This is a genomic window from Bacillus sp. EB V-12 (assembly GCF_056158125.1).
In genome coordinates, this window is record NZ_JBUXJL010000012.1 from 76581 (window position 1) to 98772 (window position 22192).

The 22192-nt window shown below is 34.7% G+C and carries 17 protein-coding genes and 2 pseudogenes; 2 read left to right on the forward strand and 17 right to left on the reverse strand.

Annotated elements, in window-relative coordinates:
- Positions 1-402: 402 nt before the first annotated feature.
- The 9 genes and pseudogenes from ACZDYH_RS26050 to ACZDYH_RS26090 form a co-directional block, all read right to left on the reverse strand.
- Complete coding sequence (locus ACZDYH_RS26050) at positions 403-1779, reverse strand: ABC transporter substrate-binding protein (RefSeq protein ID WP_000060602.1); 1377 nt, start codon at positions 1777-1779, stop codon at positions 403-405.
- Positions 1780-1800: 21 nt separating this feature from the next.
- Positions 1801-2622, reverse strand: a complete 822-nt coding sequence (locus ACZDYH_RS26055; protein ID WP_000635946.1) for a carbohydrate ABC transporter permease — start codon at positions 2620-2622, stop codon at positions 1801-1803.
- Complete coding sequence (locus ACZDYH_RS26060; protein WP_000573797.1) at positions 2619-3551, reverse strand: carbohydrate ABC transporter permease; 933 nt, start codon at positions 3549-3551, stop codon at positions 2619-2621. The genes ACZDYH_RS26055 and ACZDYH_RS26060 overlap by 4 nt, the downstream gene beginning before the upstream one ends.
- Entirely contained in the window at positions 3551-4648 is a 1098-nt protein-coding gene (locus tag ACZDYH_RS26065; RefSeq protein WP_434713432.1) for an ABC transporter ATP-binding protein, read from the reverse strand. The genes ACZDYH_RS26060 and ACZDYH_RS26065 overlap by 1 nt, the downstream gene beginning before the upstream one ends.
- The gene (locus ACZDYH_RS26070) at positions 4645-5211 is read right to left on the reverse strand and encodes a glycerol-3-phosphate responsive antiterminator (protein WP_000472003.1); all 567 of its coding nucleotides are present in this window, start codon (positions 5209-5211) and stop codon (positions 4645-4647) included. Before ACZDYH_RS26070 ends, ACZDYH_RS26065 begins: the two co-directional genes overlap by 4 nt.
- A 308-nt stretch (positions 5212-5519) precedes the next feature.
- Positions 5520-5795 (reverse strand): annotated as a pseudogene (locus ACZDYH_RS26075) (GNAT family N-acetyltransferase); the annotation flags it as partial.
- Positions 5796-5937: 142 nt separating this feature from the next.
- Positions 5938-6807, reverse strand: a complete 870-nt coding sequence (locus tag ACZDYH_RS26080) for an ankyrin repeat domain-containing protein (protein WP_000287336.1) — start codon at positions 6805-6807, stop codon at positions 5938-5940.
- A 441-nt stretch (positions 6808-7248) separates the two neighbouring features.
- Positions 7249-7752, reverse strand: a complete 504-nt coding sequence (locus tag ACZDYH_RS26085) for a nitrous oxide reductase accessory protein NosL (RefSeq protein WP_000865665.1) — start codon at positions 7750-7752, stop codon at positions 7249-7251.
- A gap of 135 nt (positions 7753-7887) precedes the next feature.
- A complete protein-coding gene (locus ACZDYH_RS26090) occupies positions 7888-8142 on the reverse strand; it encodes a hypothetical protein (RefSeq protein ID WP_000857376.1) in 255 nt (84 codons plus the stop codon).
- Between the two features lie 254 nt (positions 8143-8396).
- On the opposite strand from ACZDYH_RS26090, the gene ACZDYH_RS26095 reads away from it, so the two are divergent.
- Entirely contained in the window at positions 8397-9701 is a 1305-nt protein-coding gene (locus tag ACZDYH_RS26095) for a CitMHS family transporter (RefSeq protein WP_000880474.1), read from the forward strand.
- 48 nt (positions 9702-9749) lie between these two features.
- Here ACZDYH_RS26095 and ACZDYH_RS26100 read toward each other — a convergent pair whose 3' ends face one another.
- From ACZDYH_RS26100 to colA, 7 genes and pseudogenes are all read right to left on the reverse strand, one after another.
- The gene (locus ACZDYH_RS26100; RefSeq protein ID WP_001287988.1) at positions 9750-10442 is read right to left on the reverse strand and encodes a response regulator; all 693 of its coding nucleotides are present in this window, start codon (positions 10440-10442) and stop codon (positions 9750-9752) included.
- Between the two features lie 2 nt (positions 10443-10444).
- A complete protein-coding gene (locus ACZDYH_RS26105; protein ID WP_088362187.1) occupies positions 10445-12052 on the reverse strand; it encodes an ATP-binding protein in 1608 nt (535 codons plus the stop codon).
- Positions 12053-12202: 150 nt separating this feature from the next.
- Positions 12203-13150 (reverse strand): methyl-accepting chemotaxis protein, encoded by a 948-nt coding sequence (locus tag ACZDYH_RS26110; RefSeq protein WP_370512796.1) that lies wholly within the window; start codon positions 13148-13150, stop codon positions 12203-12205.
- Positions 13145-14179: pseudogene (locus ACZDYH_RS26115) on the reverse strand (HAMP domain-containing protein); the annotation flags it as partial. The gene ACZDYH_RS26110 and the pseudogene ACZDYH_RS26115, both read right to left, overlap by 6 nt.
- Before the next feature lie 249 nt (positions 14180-14428).
- Entirely contained in the window at positions 14429-16003 is a 1575-nt protein-coding gene (locus ACZDYH_RS26120) for a flotillin family protein (RefSeq protein WP_000155019.1), read from the reverse strand.
- 12 nt (positions 16004-16015) lie between these two features.
- Positions 16016-16564: an NfeD family protein gene (locus ACZDYH_RS26125; RefSeq protein WP_000242445.1), complete on the reverse strand. Its 549-nt coding sequence runs from the start codon at positions 16562-16564 to the stop codon at positions 16016-16018.
- A 299-nt stretch (positions 16565-16863) separates the two neighbouring features.
- Entirely contained in the window at positions 16864-19761 is a 2898-nt protein-coding gene (gene colA / locus ACZDYH_RS26130) for a collagenase ColA (RefSeq protein WP_061113507.1), read from the reverse strand.
- Positions 19762-20007: 246 nt separating this feature from the next.
- Between colA and opuD the strand changes: the two genes are divergently transcribed.
- The gene (gene opuD, locus ACZDYH_RS26135) at positions 20008-21558 is read left to right on the forward strand and encodes a glycine betaine transporter OpuD (RefSeq protein WP_000591573.1); all 1551 of its coding nucleotides are present in this window, start codon (positions 20008-20010) and stop codon (positions 21556-21558) included.
- Positions 21559-21806: 248 nt separating this feature from the next.
- Here the strand turns inward: opuD and ACZDYH_RS26140 are convergent.
- A partial coding sequence (locus tag ACZDYH_RS26140) for an LPXTG cell wall anchor domain-containing protein (RefSeq protein WP_016121806.1) occupies positions 21807-22192 on the reverse strand: 386 nt, incomplete at its 5' end.

A 22192-nucleotide genomic window follows, 5' to 3' on the forward strand; every position in this document is an offset into this window, starting at 1 on the left:
CAAAACGACAGAAAGTTCAGAATTGAAATCCCGCATTAACGGGCAGTAAGCCCCCCACTGATTACAGTTTCACTTTATTACAAACTAAACTATTATCCTTACAACAATGTAAGTCTCTTGTCATCCAATTCGATAGTTGTAATTACTGTATTTCCTTATACTGAGAGTAAGAAATGAAACAAAAAATAAGGAGAGATGAAAAAAGTAATGGAAGTTGTAGTAGCGGTAGTAGAGGTTTTCGTAAATGGTAAACAAGTCGCAATGGAGTTAAATAAATAATGAAAAGGACAACATTCACTCTAGACCCTTTACTCATATAAAAGAGATAAGACTTCATCATTTCTTTGATCCCTTATCTCCCTATAAAGAAAGCCGTATCCCTTTTAAGGATACGGCTTTCTCTTATTTTTGACTCGTACGAGCTGAAATGCTAATTGCTCTATCTGTTGCTTTGGCAGCTTCATCTAACGCTTCTTTACTATTCTTCCCGTCATACATCGCTTCTAATGCTTTTACAACTGCATCTCGTGATTCTGGGAATACACTAATTAAAGCCCCTTGTGTTGCTGGAGATTGCTTCGTCGCTTGCAATTGATCTACTGTTACTTTCAACTGTGGATATTTTTCATATTGCTCTTTTACTAATGGCTCATTATATGCATCTGGATTAATTGAGAAATAACCTGTTGCAGTATGCCATTTTGCTTGTACGTCTGGCTTCGTTAAATATTTCATAAAGTCCCAAGCACCTTGTTGCGTTTCTTCTGAAACCATATTCGTCATCCATAATGATGCTCCACCAATAACAACACCATTTTGTTTCGAATCCTCTGGATACGGAATATATGAAACACCTACATTAAACTTAGATGCATCGATTAAATCACGAACACCTGCTGAAGAATCTAAATACATAGCAACTTGTCCAGACTGGAACGCGGCACGAATATCATCCCAACTTGCTCCATACTTTCCAAGGGCGCCAGCTTTATTTAAATCATCTAACATTCCAAATACTTTCTGTCCTTCTTTACCGTTGAATACCGCCTTCTTTGCAGCATCTTTACGGCCGTTTTCGTTATCTACATATAAAGCACCTTGTGTCGCTAACAATTCTTCAAAGAACCAACCGTAGTTAAGCATGGAGAATCCATATTGTTTTACATTTCCGCCTTCTTTAATCGTTAACTTTTTCGCTGCTTCTTGTAATTCCGCATATGTTTTTGGAGCTTTCTCTGGATCTAAGCCCGCCTTTGCGAAAGCATCTTTATTATAAATTAATACTGGTGTAGATGAATTAAATGGCATAGAATACATTTTTCCATCAACTGAATAATAATTTGTAATTGCTTTTTCTAATTTTGACGTATCGTACTTATCTTTTTTTATCCAGCTATCAATTGGTGTGATTTTTTTGCTATCAATCATATATTTCGTTGTAATTTCACTCGATTGAACAAGAGCTGGCGCTTCTTTCGTTGCAGACATCGTTCTAAATTTCGTTAAAGACTCTTCATATGTCCCTTGGAACTCTGCCTTTATCTCATATTTATTTTGCGACTTATTATAGTCTGCAACAAGACCATCTAATACTCCTTGTGTTTTTCCACCCATCGCATGCCAGAAGCGAATTACAGTTTTATCACCATTTTTTTCAACTGGTGCTACTTTTGCCTGTGCTTCAGGTTTTCCCTCTGTTTTACTATTTGAACAAGCTGCACTAGATAATGCCATTGTTGCTACCATTAATAGAGCAGCACCTTTTTTAACTAGACTCATTTAAATCCCACCTTCTCTTAGTTATTTAATTGCACCTTTTGTTAATCCTTGTTGTAATTGCTTTTGCCCTAAAAATAGTAAAATCAATGTTGGAATAACGATAACCGTAACACCGGCCATTACGCTTCCCCAATCAGTTGCAACTTCTTGAGACTGAAGCTGCTTTACACCGATTTGCACTGTTCTTACTTTTTCATCAGTGGTCACTAAAAGTGGCCATAAATACATATTCCATGTTGTTAAAAAGCTATATACTCCAAGCGTAATAAAACTCGTTTTACAATACGGAATTACAACACTGAATAAAAATCTTATATTTCCAATCCCTTCAATAAAAGCAGCTTCTTTCAGTTCATTCGGAAGTGTCATAAAATGTTGACGTAACAAGAAAATACCGAAAGCTGTTGCAAAAAACGGCACTGTCATCCCGGCGAAACTATTGATCCAGCCAAAGTTTTGAATCGTTAAAAAGTTAGGCACCATCGTTGCTTCCCACGGAATAAGCATCGTTGAAATAAACAGGAAGAAAATTAAGTTTCTCCCTTTAAACTGAAGAAAAACAAAAGCATAAGCTGCTAAACTTGATACGATAAGTTGTCCAATCATAACGACTGTCGATACAATTAAACTGTTATATAAGTATGTAAAAAGCGGTACTTTTTGAAAAATATTAATGAAATTATCAAAAGTAAACTGGGTCGGAAATAACCTTCTCATTTGAATATCGTCTGGTGTCATAAAGCTTATTAAAAATGCATACAGTACAGGAAAAAATACCATCACTGCACTAATAATGAGTAGCATGTATAATAGGAAATTTTGTTTCCACTGTTTAACAATCATTTATAATGCACCTTTCTCTCAGCAAACTTAAATTGAAGTAATGTAGCAACGAAAATGAAAACAAATAATACCATCGCTTGTGCACTTGCTGTTCCAAATTGATGATTCACAAACGCCTCTTTGTAAATCGAGTACACAATTAAATTCGTTGCATCATTTGGTCCACCGTGCGTTAAAATATCAATTTGTCCAAAGCTTTGGAACGCACTAATTAATGTTACTGTTACAATAAAGAATAAAGTTGGTGATAGCATCGGTAATGTAACACGGCGAAGCTTATATAAATAACTAGCGCCATCTATAGATGCACTCTCATATAAAGACGTATCAATATTTTGTAAACCACCTAATATAACTAAAAATGCAAAACCTGTATTCACCCAAACTGTTGTAACTGATACAGAGAATAGTGCCCAGTCCGGACTCGTTAACCATGCGATTGCAGGAAGGTTCATAGAGGCTAATATATTATTAAATAATCCTACACTTGGATGAAATAAAAATAGCCAAATCACTGCACTAGCAGCTACTGATATTCCCATCGTCGAAGAAAACAGAACTCGGAATAACCCAATACCTCTTACCTTTCCATTTGCAATCAATGCAAGAAACAAAGCAAATATAATACTCGTAGGAACTGTATATAAAACAAATAATAAAGTTGATTTTATACTTTTGTAGAAGGCTGGATCAGAGAATAAATATTGATAATTTTCTAAGCCAACGAAAAGATTAGCTTCTCCATGTATATCGGTTAAATAAAAACTATAATAAATCGTCCTAAACAATGGATAGAACAGAAAAATCGAAAATAGCAAAATAGATGGCGCCAAAAACAATAATCCTATTCTTAAATCTTTCGTTCTCTCCCATAATTTTTTCTTTTTTGACACCTTTGTTTGAACTGGTAACTTACTTACTTCGATCATTATTTCGCCACCACTTTCAACTCTTCTTCAGCTACCACTTTTAAGCGTTCATTCGTGTTTTCGTTAAAGAAGCATAACTTTTCTTGCGAGAATAATAATTTTACTTTGTCACCTTTGTTCAGGAGTAACTGTCCGATAACTTTCGCACTCCAAGTTGTTCCATTTACCGCAAAGTTCAATATAGATTCATTCCCTAATACTTGTACAGATTGCAACGTCACTTCTTGTCCCTCCTCAGACAGTGCAATATGCTCAGGGCGCATGCCTATGCGAATTGTTCCTTCTGGTAATTGCTTTAACTGTCTAATAGATAATGGAATTTGCAATTGTCCTATATGTAATACACCTTTTTCTTTATTTACTTCCCCATCATTTATATTCATAGAAGGAGAACCTATAAAGCTTGCAACAAATTCGTTTGCTGGTTCGTTATATATGTTAAGTGGTGTTCCAACTTGCTGTATACTTCCTTTATTTAAAACCATGATACGATCACCCATAGTCATCGCTTCTATTTGATCGTGGGTAACGTAAATCATCGTAATTCCTAATCGCTGCTGAATTTCTCTAATTTCAATTCTCATTTGCGCACGTAATTTCGCATCCAAATTCGAAAGTGGTTCATCCATTAAACAGATTGGCGCTTGACTCACAATTGCCCTGGCAAGTGCAACACGCTGTCTTTGTCCGCCTGATAATTGGCCTGGTTTCATTTTCACATACTCTTTCAGTCCTACCATTTCAATAGCTTCCATTAATCGCTTTTGTCGCTCTTCTTTTTGTACTTTTCTTACCTTAAGTCCAAATAAAATATTTTCTTCTACAGATAAGTGTGGATATAATGCATAATTTTGAAATACCATTGATAGATTACGGTCTTTCGGCTCTAGATCATTTGCAACACGTTCATTAATAATTAAATCTCCTGAAGAAATCTCTTCTAAGCCAGCGATCATTCGTAATAATGTGCTTTTCCCGCATCCCGAAGGTCCAACTAAAACAAAAAATTCACCCTTCTTAATATGAACCGATACGCCTTTAACCGCTGTCTCTTCTGCATTTTTATATACCTTTGAAACATTTTTCAATTCAATCACAAGGTTGCACTCCTTTTTTCTTCTTGTATCCATACTTCATAATGACTTGTTGAAATCGCACTTGCTCCTGCACGAATTGCAATTTCCGCATCTTCTCGCGTTTGAATCAGCCCTCCTGCAATAATAGGAAACTCTATTTCCTCTACTAGTTGCTTAATAATAGAAGGCATAATCCCCGGCATAATCTCTACTGCATTTGGTTTAGTCGTTTTACAATTTTCAATTGATTTAGTAAGAGATAAAGTATCTACAATAAAAATACGTTGAATTGTTTTCAATCCAATTTTATTAGCATTTCGAATTGTTGAACCCTTTGTTGAAATAATACCTTGTGCCCCGATAACATCTTGAATATACAAAAGCGCTTCCTCTGTATTCGTATTTAAGCCTTGTATAAAATCACAATGAAGAAATACATCATGTCCATGTTTCTGCAATTCATATACACGCTCTGGTAATTCCAGCATTGAACCAGTCATAAGAAAAACTGTTTTCGGCAATTTTTTGTATGCTTTGTATCCTTTCCAATCCTTTATCATCGCAATATAAGGTTCTTTAAACATTTATTCCACCTAACTGTTCTATTTTTATCCAAACTAAAAACACCTACTTACATAGAACGCCTTTCTCCTTATTTGAACTCTAGGGAATAGAGCACACCTAAGAAAGTGGCACATTATATGTAAGTGGGTGTTCTCAAATGTTCTCTACCCTAGTTATTTTGTTACCTTTACTATATTACGCATTTATTAAGTCAGTTTTGATAGATTGTTAATTAGGTGTTAATCGAATGTTAATATTCACCATATCATTATTTACGTTAATCTAGATATTAAAATATAAATAAATAGAACGAAACAATACTTAAAATTCAATCAATATGTAAATTCATTCCATAGTTAATGATTTTTAGTTTGCTTGCCACTGCTTGCAAACTAAAGTTATCCCAAGCAGTACTATAAAGTGGAATGCGCCTTTTCTCTTGTATTGATATGGCCTAGGCTGTAACAACATCAGTACCATATCCGTTCCCTTGAAACTCAGCTAAAGTTTCCACACTTGCCTCAGCAGCTACGGGCGTACTTCTGGCACTGCAACAAACAGAAACTACTTTTTCATTTTTTACAATTGCCAAATAAGGTTGCCTCCTTATTTACTCCATTTACCATCCATTCATAATCTATTTTTCATGTTCAAAATAAAAATCCCATTCAAATACACATTACTGAATCCATCATACTAACTGATTTCTTCATTCTGTCTATCTAAATGGGATTATTTTTCGTTTTTTACTCTACTGGTTGTTGTGGCTGTACTACTTCATTCGCTCCAGCTACCCTCAACATATTTACAATATCTTTAAAACCTCTTTTTTCAGCGTATTGCAGTGGTGTCAGATGTTCCTTGTTAGCCATGTTTACATCTGCACCGTGATCAATAAGTAATTGAATTACTTTCTTATGGTTTTCACTACCATTTCCTAATACAATTGCTTCTAATAACGCTGTTCCACCACGTTCATTTTTATAATTCACATCAATATCTGTATGCTCTAATAATTCTTTAACAACCTCTACATGGCCACGCTCAGATGCAGAAATAAGTGCTGTCCCACCTGACCTAGTCGTTTCTTTCGTATTAACTCCTGCATTAATTAATACTTTTACAATATCCGTATATCCTTCTCTACTTGCATAAAGAAGTGGATTACTTTTTTTCTCATCTTTAATTTCAATATTAGCACCTGCACCAATTAATGCTTTAACTGTCTCTACATGATTTTGGTACGTCGCTGCAAGGACAGGCGTTTCTCCGTTGTCACCTTCTACGTTTATATTCGCTCCATCCTGAATCAACTTCATAGCTGTCTCTGTGTCTCCAAGAGTAGCTGAAAGTAACAACTGTTTGTCCATTAAATTTATACTTTTCTCTTCTTTAGATTCTTCCTGTTCTTTATGCTTCTCTTTTTTCTTCTCATTTTTCACATGAACCGGTTTCGATTCTGGTTCTTCTTGCTTATCGCAAGCCACTACCGTCATTAAAAGTCCTAATAAAATACATAATAAAATTTTTTGTTTTCTCACAACTACAGCTCCTATGAAAGATAATGTTTTCTTAACCATTCCTCCATCACATACAATAACTCTTCTTGAGTACATTTATCCATAAGCCCTTTAGATTCCTTCTTTAATCGGATTATCTTAAGCTTATACTATGTTTCTCAACCTATTGAAATGATACGCCTGATGGCCCCATCATTAACATTATGAAGCAATTAGTTTAGCACGTTTTTACCGCATTTGTATACATTTCTAAAAAGTACATAAAGTGAAACTTTAATTAGTGGGGGTTTTGTTCATCCACCACTAATTATTAGCCCACACCAGTTGGGCTTTTACGGGCAGCCCGACTCCACCTAACTTCTTTGCTTTCACTAAATTTTGAGGTGGGGATCTTACCGCCCGTTAATGCGGGATAAATGATTGCTTTAGGTTACTATATTCCATTGTAACCGTTCTTCTAAAAATTTTACACCTTTTCTATATTTGCACCTGAGTAATAATAGAAAAAGACAACTATATAGTTGTCTTTTTCTATTATTAATGATGTCCACCATGATTTCCTGCCTTCGGTTTCCCCATCATCTCTTTATTCATTTCCCATTTATGCTCTGCTAGCTCTTTATACGAAAGAACTTTCCCCTTATAGTTAGATACAAAGCTCTCTGCATCTTTTTTATTTTTAAATGAGATGACATTATAAGCCATCGGTGTCGTTATTGTTTTATCATATACGTAAGTAGCGTCTTCTAACGAAATCCAATCTTTCGAATCATAATCTCGGACAAATTTCTCTTTCGTCTTTTCATCTGAGTTGATCTCCATCCATTTATACATACAACCGATATCATCAAACTTTAACGCTTTTCCATTTTCTAAAATAATTTCTGTTGCAAATTGATTATCTGTTACCCCAATTTGGCAAATATCACATTTATCATGTTTCTCATCAATGGCAACAGCTGCTGTTTCCTTTTTCCCACACCCGACTACCGTAAATACGAAACATAAACATATAGCAAGTACGACATATTTTACTTTCATCAATATTCCTCCCTAGAAACCGTATACTCCACGAAAAGAATACCAAAAGGTTGTGTGAGATTTGTGAAAAAACAATGTGCTTTTTGTAATATAGAAAACAAAAAAAGATGTGTAGTTATTTCTACACATCTCTCATCACTCGCAACCTGTAATTAACAAATCATCTTCTAATTTAACTAATAATGTATCCGCACTAATTTCCTGTCCAACTTCTACATTTACCAATCTTATATTCCCACTAATCCCGACTGCAATTTTTTTAAGCTCACCGTCATTTTTTCGGATCATCAGTAATTTTTCCCATTCATATACGTAAGAAGATTCATTAATAAAAATCTCCTCTACTTTTCCTTCATAAGAGCTATAAATCTCTTCAATTCTCGTTTTCATATAACATCTACTCCCTATTTCACACTTCACTATTTTCATCTTATTCTACCATTCTTACGAGAAGCAGCTTACTTTTTAAAAATTCAAATTAACTACCGTGAACAAAATGAACAAAATAAAAATTATGCTTCTAATGATGTTATTTTTCAAATTATTTACCATTTGAATAGATGCTTTTATTATAAATAAAAAACCTTTTTCTGAATTTTTATTCTATTTTGAAAGCGCAATCATTCTTTTAAGGGGGAAATTACATGTTAGCACTACTTGGATTTGCGATGGTATTTGTCTTTATGTTTTTAATTATGACGAAACGTATGTCAGCGCTAGTAGCATTAATATTAATTCCGAGTGTTTTTGCATTAATTGGCGGATTCTATGCCAATATGGGGCCTATGATGTTAGAGGGGATTCAAAAATTAGCACCTACTGGTATTATGCTTATGTTCGCTATTTTATATTTTGGGATTATGATTGATAGCGGTTTATTCGATCCTGTCATTAGTAAGATTTTAAAATTTGTAAAAGGAGATCCTTTAAAAATCGTTGTCGGAACGGCTATATTGACTATTATCGTTTCTCTAGATGGTGATGGTACAACAACATACATGATTACAGTTTCCGCAATGTATCCACTATATAAGCGCCTTGGAATGAACCCCCTCATATTAGCTGGAGTTGTTATGTTAGGGGCAGGGGTAACAAATCTTACACCTTGGGGTGGACCGACAGCTCGTGTTATGAGCGCACTTGGACTTGAGGCTTCCGAATTATTTACACCTCTTATTCCAGGAATGATTGCTGGTGCAATTTGGGTTGTTTTCGTTGCCTACTATCTTGGAAAAAAAGAAAGAAAACGTTTAGGAATTATGGATGTACAGTATTTAAAACAAATGCAAACAATGGATGAGCAAGCTGCAACTGTCGAAGCAGCAGTGCATAAACGCCCTAAACTTCTATGGATTAACTTTTTATTAACCGCCACATTACTTGTCTGTCTCATACTAGAAGTTATGCCGTTACCTGTTTTATTTACAGTCGCTTTTGCTATCGCTGTTATGATTAACTATCCAAACTTAGAGCAACAGAAAGAACGTATTGCTTCTCATGCTGGGAATGTATTAGCAGTTGTTTCTCTCGTATTTGCTGCCGGTATTTTCACTGGTATTTTATCTGGAACAAAAATGGTAGATGCAATGGCTAACAGTGTAGTAACTCTTATACCAGATGCACTTGGACCACAATTGCCAATTATTACAGCACTTCTCAGTATGCCATTCACATTTTTCATGTCTAATGATGCATTTTACTTCGGGGTATTACCTATTTTGACGAAAGCTGCTGCTACTTACGGAATTAGTGCAGCTGAAATGGGGCGTGCTTCCTTACTTGGGCAACCCGTTCACTTATTAAGTCCTCTTGTCGCTTCCACTTATTTATTGGTCGGAATGGCAAAAGTTGATTTCGGTGAACATCAACGCTTCACTTTATTATGGGCCGTTGGAACGACAATGGTTATGTTAATTACCGGAATTGTAATTGGGATTATTCCAATATAAGATGCAAAAAAAAACAGTAGAAGGAATAAAATCCTCTACTGTTTTTTATTATGAAGAAACAAGAAAATAACGTCTCTCCGGTCTCCCAACACTTCCATATATTAGCTCTGCGTGGACTTTCTTCCCAGATATCAAATACTCTAAATAACGCCTTGCAGTTGATCGGCTTACGCCTACCATTGAACTTAGCACCTCTGCTGTAATCCCTTCTTCATTAACTGTTAACATATGCTTTTTTATTTTCGCTAAAGTTAACGGATCTATCCCTTTCGGGGCATATTCTATTTGATCTCCCTTCACCCCTCTTTGAGACCATAAATATTCAATTTGCTCCGTAGATAATTGATTATTTTTCTTTAACTGTATAATCTTTTTTTGATAGCCTTCCAGACTTGCTTTAAATCGGTCAAACATTAGTGGCTTTACGATATAATCTGTTACTCCGCCCCGCAGGGCGTGCCTCACTACATCTGTTTCCGATGCCGCTGTAATCATAATAATATCTGTATCGTGCAAATGATGCCTAATATATGTGACAAGTTCCGTTCCTTGCATATCAGGTAAGTACACATCTAATAAAACAAGCTGTGGCTTCACAAGCTCTAGCCATTCTTTCGCTTGTTCTCCAGTCGTTGCCGTTCCAATTACTTTAAATCCCTCAATTTTTTCAGTAAAACGACGATGAATGTCAGCAATCCGAATATCATCTTCTACAATTAATACTTCAATCTCCTCACTCATTACTATTCGCCTCTCTCTTTCGGTAGTGCAATAATAAATAACGCACCACCTAAATCCCCTTTTTCAATTGCAATACTTCCATTTAAATCTTCTACTAACTCTTTCACTTTTGCTAATCCATATCCTCGCTCTCCTCCTTCTTTCGTCGAAAAGCCTTTATAGAATATGCTAGTAATTATTTCATCATGAATCCCTTGTCCTGAATCTTCCACTTCAATTAATATTTCTTCTCCAATATCAGTTACAAACATCCTTACTTTCTTATCATTCTCTTCATTTTTTTCAATTGCTTCAAATGCATTCATAATTAAATTTCCTAAAATAGAAACGACATAATTACTCTCAATATGTGGACTTAATTTGTCTAAACCACTTTCTCTATCTAGCATAAAATCAATCTTCAACTCTCGTGCTCTATTATAAAATCCAATTAAAATTCCACCTAGCCATGGATTTTGAATCCGCTTCATAATAAATTGAACAAAATCTTGATATACCGCTGTTTCCTTATGAATAAGCTCTAAAGCATCTTCATATGATTCTAATTGGATAAGACCCGAAAGCGTATACAATAAATTGTTATATTCGTGCGCTTGCGCTCGTAATGCCTCTGTATATTGCTTCGTCTGAGATAATTCTGCTGTTAACTGATCCATTTCAGATTTCAAACGTAAGCTCGATACAACGCCAGTTACTTTATTCTTTACTTTAATAGGTAGACGGTTCGCAATAACAGCCTGTCCTTTTATATTTAATTGGCGATCAAACTGTTCTTCACCAGTTTGAAGTACATCTAGTATCGTTGAATTAGGAATTACATTTAAAATAAATTCCCCAATAATATTTTGTTGTTTATCTAGCGAAAGAATATCATAAGCTGCTTGATTGACTAAACTAATCATGCCATTTTTATCGATTACAATAATCCCTTCACGTACAGATTGAATCACTGTACTATGCTCTTCATATAAAGATGAAATTTCTTCTGGTTCCATCCCGAACATCATTCTTTTTATACTTGCCGCTAAATATATAGAGCCGATTACTCCAATTAATAGCCCTATTATTGTAATCCAAAATACACGCTTTCCATACACCTCTACCGCTCCATGAATATCATCCATTGAAAATCCAACAGACACCACACCAATGATTTCATTTTCCTGATTACGGATTGGAACTTTTCCGCGTAATGAAGGGCCTAATGATCCAGTTGCTTTCGAAACATATGATTTTCCTTCTAATAAAACGCCTTTGTTATCTCCACCAATCATCGCTTCTCCTATTTTATCTCGCTCAGGATGTGCATATCGAATCCCCTCTTTATTTCCAACTACAATGAAGTCAGCCTCTGTATCCATTCGAATTCTTTCTGCAATCGGCTGCATAATAGAAGCTGGGTTTTCTTTTTGAAAAGCTTCCTTTATTTCAGGTATAGCAGCAACTGTTTTCGCAACATGCAAAGCCCTTTTGCCAATTTGCTCTTCTACCGTTTCAGATAATATGTAATAAAATAAATAACTCGTTAGCATAAGTACAACTAAAATAAGTGTACTAATAGTTAATGTAATTCTCGGTTGGAGTTTTAATTTTTTTAATTTCAAAACCATTCCCCTAACATGATTAAAGATAGAATTTAAAGAATATACAGTCTCTTTAATTATACTTAATCATAACACGGTTACTCTATATTTCTTTCTTTTTCTCTTCATAAAAAAGAAACGAAGTAAAATTACTACCTCGTTTCTTAACATTCGTTATTACACTTTAAACTTACTAATCATCTCTTGTAATTCTTCTGCCATTTGTGATAAATGGACTGCTGCTGCATTTATTTCATCTACTGAAGCTAATTGTTCCTCAGAGGAACCAGCAATATTTTGAACGCTTGCTGCATTTTCTTCAATTGTAGCTGCAATTTCATTAATAGATGCACTTACTTGTTTTGCATCTACCGTCATTTGTTTTGCTACATCTACCATGTTATCAATTTGTACAACTGTATCATCCGTAGATTTCAATATTTCAGCAAAGCTTTGCTTCGTTTCATTTGCAACTACAAGTCCTGATTGTACTTCTGCTCCAACTTGATTCATAGAGCTTACTGTTTCTTTTATATCAAATTGAATCTCTTTCACTAGTTTCCCAATTTCCGTAGAAGACTGTCCTGATTGTTCTGCTAGCTTTCGCACTTCATCTGCTACAATTGCAAATCCTCTTCCTTGCTCTCCAGCTCTCGCAGCCTCAATTGCCGCATTTAACGCTAATAAATTTGTCTGTTCTGCAATATGTTGAATCACTTCAAGGATTGCTCCAATTTGTTTCGACTTATCGTCTAACAAACCAATGATTTTGTCTGACTGTGAAACAGACTCATGAATTAATTGCATTTGATTCACAGTTTGTTCAACTAACTTCCCACCATTTTCAGCTTTTTTCTTCGTATACATAGAGGCTGTAGATACTAATGAAGAACTATCTGCAACACGCTGAATTCCTTCTGTAACTTCTTCTAACAATGTTGCTCCTTCTTCAACTTCTTTCGTTTGTATTTCTGCACCACTTGATACTTGCTCTATCGCCTGTGTAATTTGTTCCGTCGCTTCGCTTGTCTGCTTCATACTAGCTGTTAATTCTTCTGAAGATGCCGCTACATGACTTGCTGAAGTGTTTATATTGGAAATGACACTTTGTAACGATGCAGCCATCTCGTTAAAACTTTCTCCTAGCTGTCCAATTTCATCTTTAGAATGAACTGTAATTGATTCTGTTAAATCACCTTCACTAATCTTCTTCGATGATATGACAAGTTGTTTTAACGGTTTAATAATAGACGCAATTATGAAGTAAATTACAATCCCACCGATTATTAGTGAAATTCCAAGAACAGTTACTGTTTTATAGAAAATAGGTTCAGCCGCTTCGATAATTTCTTTGGAAGGCATAATTCCTGCTATTTTCCACCCAGTTTTCTTATTCGTTTTAAAAGTGATATTGCGATCTTCACCATCTAATGAATAATGAAAATCCCCAGCTTCCTGTTTATACAATTCTTTACTAAGTTTCTCTTCTAATTTCTCTCCTGGCTTCATTTTCGGGTGCGCTACTACATTTTTATCTTGATCAAATATCGCTACATATCCTTCCTTACCAATATTAACCATATTGGAAGTAGTAACAATATTATTAATGATTAAGTCAATCCCAAGAACTCCACTTTTATCCTCGTTTTGTTTTGCTAGTGTAATAACAATATTCCCTGTCGTTTTTGACTTATATGGAGCAGTTACAATTACCTCTCCACTTTTCTTCACGGCCTCTTTATACCAATCTCTTTCTGTAGGATTATATCCATCTGGCATCTGAATAGCTGGTGATTGAATGAACTGTCCATTACTAGATCCTGTATAGATTGCTTCCATTTCTGGATGCAGTTTATTGTATTCTTCTAGTTTATTTTGTATGTTTTGAATTTGATCTGCTTGGTAACTTGATTGTGTGAATAATTTCGTAAAATAAGTTGCATCTACTTTTTTACTATCCAATTCTTTATTAATTACATTATCCAAAATTTTTATATTATCTTTCGCCGAGTTTAAAATCGTTTCATTAAAATTCGTCTTCGCCTGTTGATAAGACGTCCAACCAATTACAATACTTGGAAGAACTAAAATAATAATAAATGATACAAGTAACTTTGTTTTTAAACTACTACTCCTTAATTTCCCTTGAAACATACTTCTACCCCTCCATACCGTTTTAAATGTAATTAATTAACATTTAATCTTTCTATAAAAATAATACGATTTAAATGTATCGATGAGACTCTCTATCTTTTTCTACATCATAAAGAATTGATACATATCTTTTTCATTCTATATAAATTAAATAATTAAAACAATGTATAAAAATGTATATTATTCGAAATATTATAATTCACAGAAGAACCTCTAGTATTTCACTTACTAGAGGTTCTTTCCACCTTATTATTCTTTATCTTTTTCTACTTCTTTTTTCTCATCTTCTACTACAGATACAACAGGTTTATCACTTGATAATTGTTGCACTGCTCCTTTTCCTGCAAATCCTTCTAATAGCTCTTTTAAGTCAATTCCAGAAGAAGCCTTTAACGTTTCTTGCATCGTTGCCATTAAATCAGTGGCATAGCCCGCAACTTTTCCGGCCCCGCTATTTTTACCACCGCCGCCTGTATCGACAACTGTGATTTTATCAATATTACTAAGCGGACTTGCAACTTCCTTCGCATAACTTGGAAGCATTTTAAGAACCATATCCATAATTGCCGCTTGACCATATAATTCAAATGCTTCAGCAATTTTTTGTTTCGCTTCTGCTTCTGCTAAACCTTTTAATCTAATAACATCTGCTTCTGCTGTACCTTGCGCTTTTTGTACTTCCGCTTTCGCTTGACCTTGCGCTTTTTCGATTTCCGCCTTCGCTAAACCTTCCACACGTACTTCTTCCGCACGAGCTCTCGCTTCAGCTTCAATCTTATATTGATCCGCATCTGCCTTTTTAATTTGTTTTACTTTTTCTGCTTCTGCTGATTGCTCAACAGCATAGCGATCTGCATCTGCTTTTTTCTTAACTTCTGCATCATATTGCTTTTCACGACGCGCAATCTCTTTTTCTTCTAACTCGATTTGCTTTTCACGCTCAATGATTTTAACGCGCATTTGCTCTTCTGTAACACCTTGTTGTGCTTTCGCTTGTTGTAATTCGTAAGAAAGATCCGCATCTGCACGTGCTTGCTCTTGTTCTCTCTTATAGGACTGTACTTTTAATTCTTTATGTTTTTCAGCTTCAGCGATTTGTGCATCACGTTGATATTCTGCTTCTTTTGCCTCTTTTTCAGCACGTGCTTTTTCAATACGTGCTTCTTTTTCACGCTCTGCATTTGCAATTGTTGCATCACGCTTAACTGTCGCAATTTGCGGCTGACCAAGCGCATCTAAGTATCCGTTTTTATCCATTATTTCTTTAATTGTGAAAGAAACAATGCGAAGTCCCATCTTCTTTAAATCTGTAGAAGCTACTTCATGTACCTTTTGAGCAAATTGCTCTCTATTACTATACGCATCCTCTACTGTCATAGAAGATAAGATTGCACGTAAGTGACCTTCTAAAACCTCTTTTGCTTCTACTTTTAACTCTTCTGTTTCTTTTCCTAAATATTGCTCAGCTGCAGTAGATACTTCTTCAATTGTAGAACCTACTTTAATAATAGAAACACCATTTACTGTAACTGGAACACCTTGCTTCGTATACGTATCACGTGTACCAACTTCTAATTTGTAGTTTAATAGGCTTAAAGGCTCTGCTCTTTGCATAATTGGAACTACGAAAGTACCGCCCCCGCGGATAATCTTAATCTTCTTTCCATCATCAGTGGTAACAACATTCTTTCCTCCACCAAGCCAGTTCCCTGTAACAATTAACGCTTCATCTGGACCAACCGTACGATACTTCGTAATGAACACTAAAATGAGTAGAATTAAAATTGCCAGTAAAACTCCACCGATAATTAATGGAATCGTCATGTAAATTCCCCCTTATAATTTTGGTTTTTTTAAAGAATAAGCGATGTTTTGTACAAGTAAAACACCATCTTGGACTCCCTCGATAATAACCTCTGTTCCTTGCGAAATATCTTTTTTTCCAACAGTTTTAGCTGGGATTGCATTACTTCCAAATTGGGATAAAATTAATACTTCACCAAATCCTTCTGTAGGAATTGTCGTAATGACTTCTCCTTTGCAACCGATAAATTCATCCATACGTTGTACGGTATTTTGTTCTGCTTCTGCAATCGGTTTTAAAATTAGTATTTTCATGATGAAAACACCGATAAAAGATATAGCAAATGCAGCCCCGAAAATAGTAATACTATTAAAGGAAAATAAGTACTCTCCTATATAACTAAGCCCACATAACATGGCGAAGAAACTAAGTAATAAAGTAACAACGGATACAGATCCGCCCCCAAAACTAAATATCGATTCAAATATATCTCCAAAGAAGATATAAATAACGGTGAGTATAGTAGCAATAATAAATCCATATAAATAAATTGTTTCAAGTGGATAACCAAACAAGACCATTTCTTATCCCCCTTTCTTAAACAATTCCTTTTTTGTTATGTGTATGCCCCACCTCTTTCAAAGATTATAGTTCTTAATTTTCAGTTATTTACTCTTTAAAGAAAAGCCTGTAAAACAGGCCCCTAAAAAAGAACAGGAGAAACCTATTGTGACAGGCTCCTCCTAGAAAATAGTATATTATATATCTATATAATATACTATTTTCCACAAAAAGTAAAGTTAAACATACATTGGAAAAGCGCTTATTTTCCCCCGATTGGTGTGGGCTAATAATCATTGGGGGATGAATGATTAAAGTTTCACTTTACTGATAATGAGTACGTTCCATCGCCATTATCATATTTATATACATACAAGTAATACTTGCCTGGTTTTGCATTAAATTTCGCTTCTATATGATTCCCATTGGCTTGACCGTAAGCTGCATAATTTTGCATATCTGATTCATGGTGAAGTACCCATGTCATCCCAATTCCATACTCATTTAAAACAGAAATGTCGATATCTTTCGCTGATGCTACATTAAATGTATAAACATCAGTGTGGTCCCCGCCAATAAGATTACCTTTTATCGTACTATTTAGCCCGATACGATTTGCTTCCTCTGGACGATTATTTGGTTCTGATTCTGTTAAACTTCCATCTTTAATCGTAACAGTTGTTTCGCTTCTACTCTCTTTGCCTTTATCATCTTTTACTCTTAACGATACTTTATAAGAACCTTCTCTTTCATATACATGTACTGGATTCACTTCTACACTTGTGCTTCCATCTCCAAATTCCCATAAATAAGAAACAATTTTTCCATCTTCATCGTTTGAGCCATCACTTTTAAATTGAATTCCCTCTTTTACAAGACCGCTATAAGGGCCATTTATATTAACCGTTGGAGCTTTATTTTCTCCATCATCTTTTGCGATTCCATGGAAGACTACATCATATTCAAATTCATTTGAGCTATTCACACGATAATTGACGAAGTATGCTGTAACAGTTTTGTAGCCACTCCATTCTTTTTGCGCCAATTGTTCTAAAGATTCATTTACTCTTTTACTCATTGCTTTCCAATCTTCTGATTCACCTTTTGTGACACTACCTGTATACGTACCTTCTAATGTAAATGTATTAAAGAATTGAGAATTATGTTTTGTCATTTTTGTATCTTTCATAGGCAACGTATCACTAATTTCTTTTTTCACTTCAGTTAACGATTTCGGTGCATGTTCAGCTAAATAATCATCTGCTACTTCCGGTACATTATATTTATCTTGATTATCAATTAACTGCTGCATATACTCTTGATACTCTTTATTTAACTTAGGATCTTTACTTAGATTTTCACGATATGCATCATAATTTTTCACGTCATTCGCACGAATCAAATCTTGAATTTTATCAAATGTTTCAAACTGATGCGTATATAAGTAAGACTGCAATGCGAACGAGTAATTATAGAAATCCCAAGAACCGTATTTAGCAAATAGTGTACGCTCTGCTGTATAACGGCTTGCAGGATCAGATGATAATCCGCTAATTATACTCTTTCTTGGTACAACGTTATTCGTACGAGTAGATCCTGCGAAAAACTCTGCATTTCCTTCTTGGAACCAAGTTAGCCTTTCATTTTGATACATATCTCCTCTTCCAAATAAACCAGGAACTTCATATCTCCCTTGCAGATAATGAGTAAATTCATGACGGAATAACTCTTCTAAACTATAAATACTTTGCTCTGGTGTACGCTCATATGTAAAGAATGTACCTGTCTCTTCAATATAAATTCCACCGTTGTTTGTTTCATATCCATACAATTGTCTATTTAACTGATATTCATCTGGACTATTATAAATTACGATCGTTAATACATCATCCGCATTTCCTGGCTCTAACGCTTTGTCATTTCCAATTACACGGTGATACTGTGCCTTTACTTCCTTCGCAGCCCAATATAGTCTCTTAATTTTTTCTTCTGATACTTTATCTCCTGTTTTGAACACAATTGATCCATCGTCGAATGTATACGTTTTTGGTAGGTATTGCTCTTTTCCTTCTTTACGTATTTTCTCTAAATCTACTGTATTCCCGCTATAATCTTTACCATTATAATTTGTTGTAATTTGTTCTACCGCAACAAAATACGGTTCACTTAAGCGCGGGTACATATGCATTGCTTGTGTAACAACCTCTAATCCTTTATTTGGATTGCTATGAAACTTCCCTAAACGGCTAGCAAAATAAATGCCATTATTAACGAGCCATTTATTTTCTGGCGTTACTTCATTTAGAAGAGCAATACGATTTATTTCATTAATAAACCCATCTACTTTTCCATACCACATCGTTTCATTCGCTTCTTTACGAGCCTCAGTTAAGTACGACTGCATATCATAGTCAATACCTTGCATAATATCGTATATTGCTTGTCCCTTCATTCGATCATTTACATAAGTAGTATAATTATCATTGTATTGCTTTAAAATATTCGATGCATATTGAACCGTTTCAACATCGCTTGAAGCATTACTAATTAATTTACCGTACGCAGATACGACTGTATCTTGTTCAACTGTACCAAGCTTAAAGTTTGGATTTTTTGCGATTGCTTTTAAAGCAGGTAAACATTTATCCTGGAAGCTTCTTTCATTTAAGTCGCTTAATTCACTATTATAAAATGCAAGATAAAAAGCTGAACGCAGCACTTCAGTAAACGTTTGAATTCCTTTTGAATCATCTTTCGTAAATGTACTACCTCTATGAGCTAATTCATCTATAATGACTTGCATTTTTCCTTTATCTTTATAAAAAGCCTTTGCATCTTCATTAAACTGGAATAAGTCTGTAATTTGGTGCCATTTAATACTGCCTAACGTTTCAACTAATTCTTGGTCATTCATTTTGTTTAAATCAGCCATTGAATAGCTTTCTTTAACCTGCTTTACTGCAGTTTTCTTCGTAATAGATGCTGGTCGCTGTGAAAAATCTCCTACTTTTAAACGTTCTTGAAATGATAAAGTTTCATCAACTTTTGAAATATGTCCAACTTCATCTACCGACTTTTCAATTCCAACCGGTTTCGTTTTTAACACGTTATACGGTACTTTTTCTTCCGCTGCTGCATGAGTTTGAAGTGCGCCTAACGATAAAGCCATTGTACTAATGCTAAGCATCACTTTATTGATCTTTGATTTCTTGTTCATATCCTTGCCCCCTATTTTAATATTCCATTCAAGAATTTAACATAAAATCTGGATGTAACAATATAAAATGCAATATTTCATATTATTTCTTCCTATAATTTGTACATATCGTGAACGCATTGCTCTTTACCTCCCTAAAACAAATTGCATCCTTTCACATTATAAAAAGGGAATTTTTTGACAATTAAAAACTTAATTGTTATGATTATTATAATTGTTAACTTTATTAAATAAGGGTGGGATTCTATGATAAAAAAAGAAAACAGTGTATTTTATATCTCCTTCTTGCTAACAACATTATTCATTATATGGGGAATTACCCCAGCAAGTTGGATACAAGGCTACGATTTACAAAGTGTTACATCTTCTTTAAACTCATTTATCCTCAATAAATTTGGATGGTTTTACTCTCTACTTATGACTACAATGATTATTTTGGCTGCTTATTTAGCATTTTCCAAGTACGGTTCTATTCGTCTTGGTAAAGATGGAGAAAAGCCAAAATATAATTATCCATCTTGGCTATCCATGTTGTTTGGGGCAGGAATGGGAATTGGACTCCTCTTTTATGGAATCGCTGAACCGATTTCACATTTTACAGATCCATTAACAGGAAAAGCGGGGACAGAGGAAAGTGCCAAACTCGCTATGCAATATTCATTTTTCCACTGGGGTCTCTTTCCATGGTCACTATACGCAATGGTCGCTTTAACAATTGCATATTTCACATTCCGCAAACAAAAAGGTAGCACTATCGGGGCTACAGTTACTCCATTATTTAATCGATCGAAAAATTCTCGTATCGGAAAAACAGTCGATATTTTAGCTGTTTTAGCCACAGTATTTGGCATTGTACCATCTGTTGGGATTGGTGCTCAACAAATTGCTGGAGGATTAAGCTATTTATTCCCTTCTATTCATAACACTTTACTTACACAGCTCGTACTTATCGCCATCTTCGCCGTTTTATATTTAACGAGTGCACAAACTGGCTTAGATCGTGGGATTAAATATTTGAGTAACTTAAATTTCTCTCTTGCAGGTATTTTACTCATCTCTTTCTTACTTTTAGGACCAACTGTATTTATTATGAAATATTTCACATCTACACTCGGTTCTTATATCGGCGCTTTACCTAGTATGGGATTAAATTTAGGAGCATTTAGTGAAAAATCTTCTTCTTGGATTGAAAACTGGACTATTTTCTATTGGGGATGGTGGATCTCTTGGTCTCCATTCGTCGGCACATTTATCGCACGTATTTCTAAAGGACGCACAATAAAAGAATTTATTTTTGGAGTTGTATTAGTCCCAACTCTTATCTGTACATTTTGGTTTGCAGTATTTGGCGGTACTGCTATCCATATGGAAATGTTCCAATCCCTTGGAATAGCTGATGAAATCGCAAAAAATGGTACAGAGATTGGATTATTTGCTGTTATTTCACACCTACCATTCTCTACATTTTTAACAATTATCGGGTTAATTTTAGTAGCCACATTTTTCGTTACTTCTGCCGACTCAGCAACATTTGTTGTTTCCATGCAAACGAGTAATGGAAGCTTATCACCGAAAAATAGCTTAAAACTTATATGGGGATTAACAATCGCGATAATTGCCGCTATTTTATTACAAGCTGGAGGATTAAATGCACTACAAATCGCAGCTATAATTGCTGCGCTACCATTTTCTATTGTAGTCGTTCTTATGGTCACTTCTCTTTTTAAAGAGCTAAAAAAAGAAGATGTTAATTCGCAAACGAAAGAAATTCCGAAAAAAATAAAAAAGGTTATGTAACGATTAGCACCTCTTTTAAATAAAGTATTCGGCCAATAAATTAATCCTGAATTCCTTATTAATAAAGGCGGGAAAGTAAATTAAATAAACCCCATTCGTATGAAATATAATTTTCATACGAATGGGGTTTTATTCTATCTCTTATACAAAAGACACCATCATATGCATGTTTCTAATAAAACCGCCATGATAATGTCTTCTCAAAAAAGCTAAAATTAATTATATATAATAATAAGATTAAACGTTATTTATTTCTTAAATAATCTCTTTCTAAATACGAACATACTTAGTGCGGAAAGAACAAGTGTTAACCCAGAAAGTAAAGTCGATGTGCTAGCTTCACCGCCTGTTGATGGTAAAAATTTCTTGCCTTCCTCTGGCTTATTAGTATGTTGTTTATTTAAAGTGTCTGCTTTTCTTCCCTCATTTTCAACAACTTGATTATTCCCTTTTGGCTCTTGATCCAATCCTGTTGCTGATTCTTTTACTTCTTTCTTTGGTTCTTTCGCTTCTTCAACTTCTTTTACCGGCTCTTTTACTTCTTCTTTTGTTTCTTCAACTTCTTTTACCGGTTCTTTTACTTCTTCTTTTGCTTCTTCAACTTCTTTTACCGGTTCTTTCACTTCTTCTTTTG

What these genes read in the sequence shown, in the direction of transcription:
- ACZDYH_RS26050 (WP_000060602.1), bottom strand. Translation starts at nt 1,779, where the DNA reads ATGAGTCTAGTTAAAAAAGGTGCTGCTCTATTAATGGTAGCAACAATG.
- ACZDYH_RS26055 (WP_000635946.1), bottom strand. Translation starts at nt 2,622, where the DNA reads ATGATTGTTAAACAGTGGAAACAAAATTTCCTATTATACATGCTACTC.
- ACZDYH_RS26060 (WP_000573797.1), bottom strand. Translation starts at nt 3,551, where the DNA reads ATGATCGAAGTAAGTAAGTTACCAGTTCAAACAAAGGTGTCAAAAAAG.
- ACZDYH_RS26070 (WP_000472003.1), bottom strand. Translation starts at nt 5,211, where the DNA reads ATGTTTAAAGAACCTTATATTGCGATGATAAAGGATTGGAAAGGATAC.
- ACZDYH_RS26080 (WP_000287336.1), bottom strand. Translation starts at nt 6,807, where the DNA reads ATGTACTCAAGAAGAGTTATTGTATGTGATGGAGGAATGGTTAAGAAA.
- ACZDYH_RS26085 (WP_000865665.1), bottom strand. Translation starts at nt 7,752, where the DNA reads ATGAAAGTAAAATATGTCGTACTTGCTATATGTTTATGTTTCGTATTT.
- ACZDYH_RS26090 (WP_000857376.1), bottom strand. Translation starts at nt 8,142, where the DNA reads ATGAAAACGAGAATTGAAGAGATTTATAGCTCTTATGAAGGAAAAGTA.
- ACZDYH_RS26095 (WP_000880474.1), top strand. Translation starts at nt 8,397, where the DNA reads ATGTTAGCACTACTTGGATTTGCGATGGTATTTGTCTTTATGTTTTTA.
- ACZDYH_RS26100 (WP_001287988.1), bottom strand. Translation starts at nt 10,442, where the DNA reads ATGAGTGAGGAGATTGAAGTATTAATTGTAGAAGATGATATTCGGATT.
- ACZDYH_RS26105 (WP_088362187.1), bottom strand. Translation starts at nt 12,052, where the DNA reads ATGGTTTTGAAATTAAAAAAATTAAAACTCCAACCGAGAATTACATTA.
- ACZDYH_RS26110 (WP_370512796.1), bottom strand. Translation starts at nt 13,150, where the DNA reads ATGGCTGCATCGTTACAAAGTGTCATTTCCAATATAAACACTTCAGCA.
- ACZDYH_RS26120 (WP_000155019.1), bottom strand. Translation starts at nt 16,003, where the DNA reads ATGACGATTCCATTAATTATCGGTGGAGTTTTACTGGCAATTTTAATT.
- ACZDYH_RS26125 (WP_000242445.1), bottom strand. Translation starts at nt 16,564, where the DNA reads ATGGTCTTGTTTGGTTATCCACTTGAAACAATTTATTTATATGGATTT.
- colA (WP_061113507.1), bottom strand. Translation starts at nt 19,761, where the DNA reads ATGAACAAGAAATCAAAGATCAATAAAGTGATGCTTAGCATTAGTACA.
- opuD (WP_000591573.1), top strand. Translation starts at nt 20,008, where the DNA reads ATGATAAAAAAAGAAAACAGTGTATTTTATATCTCCTTCTTGCTAACA.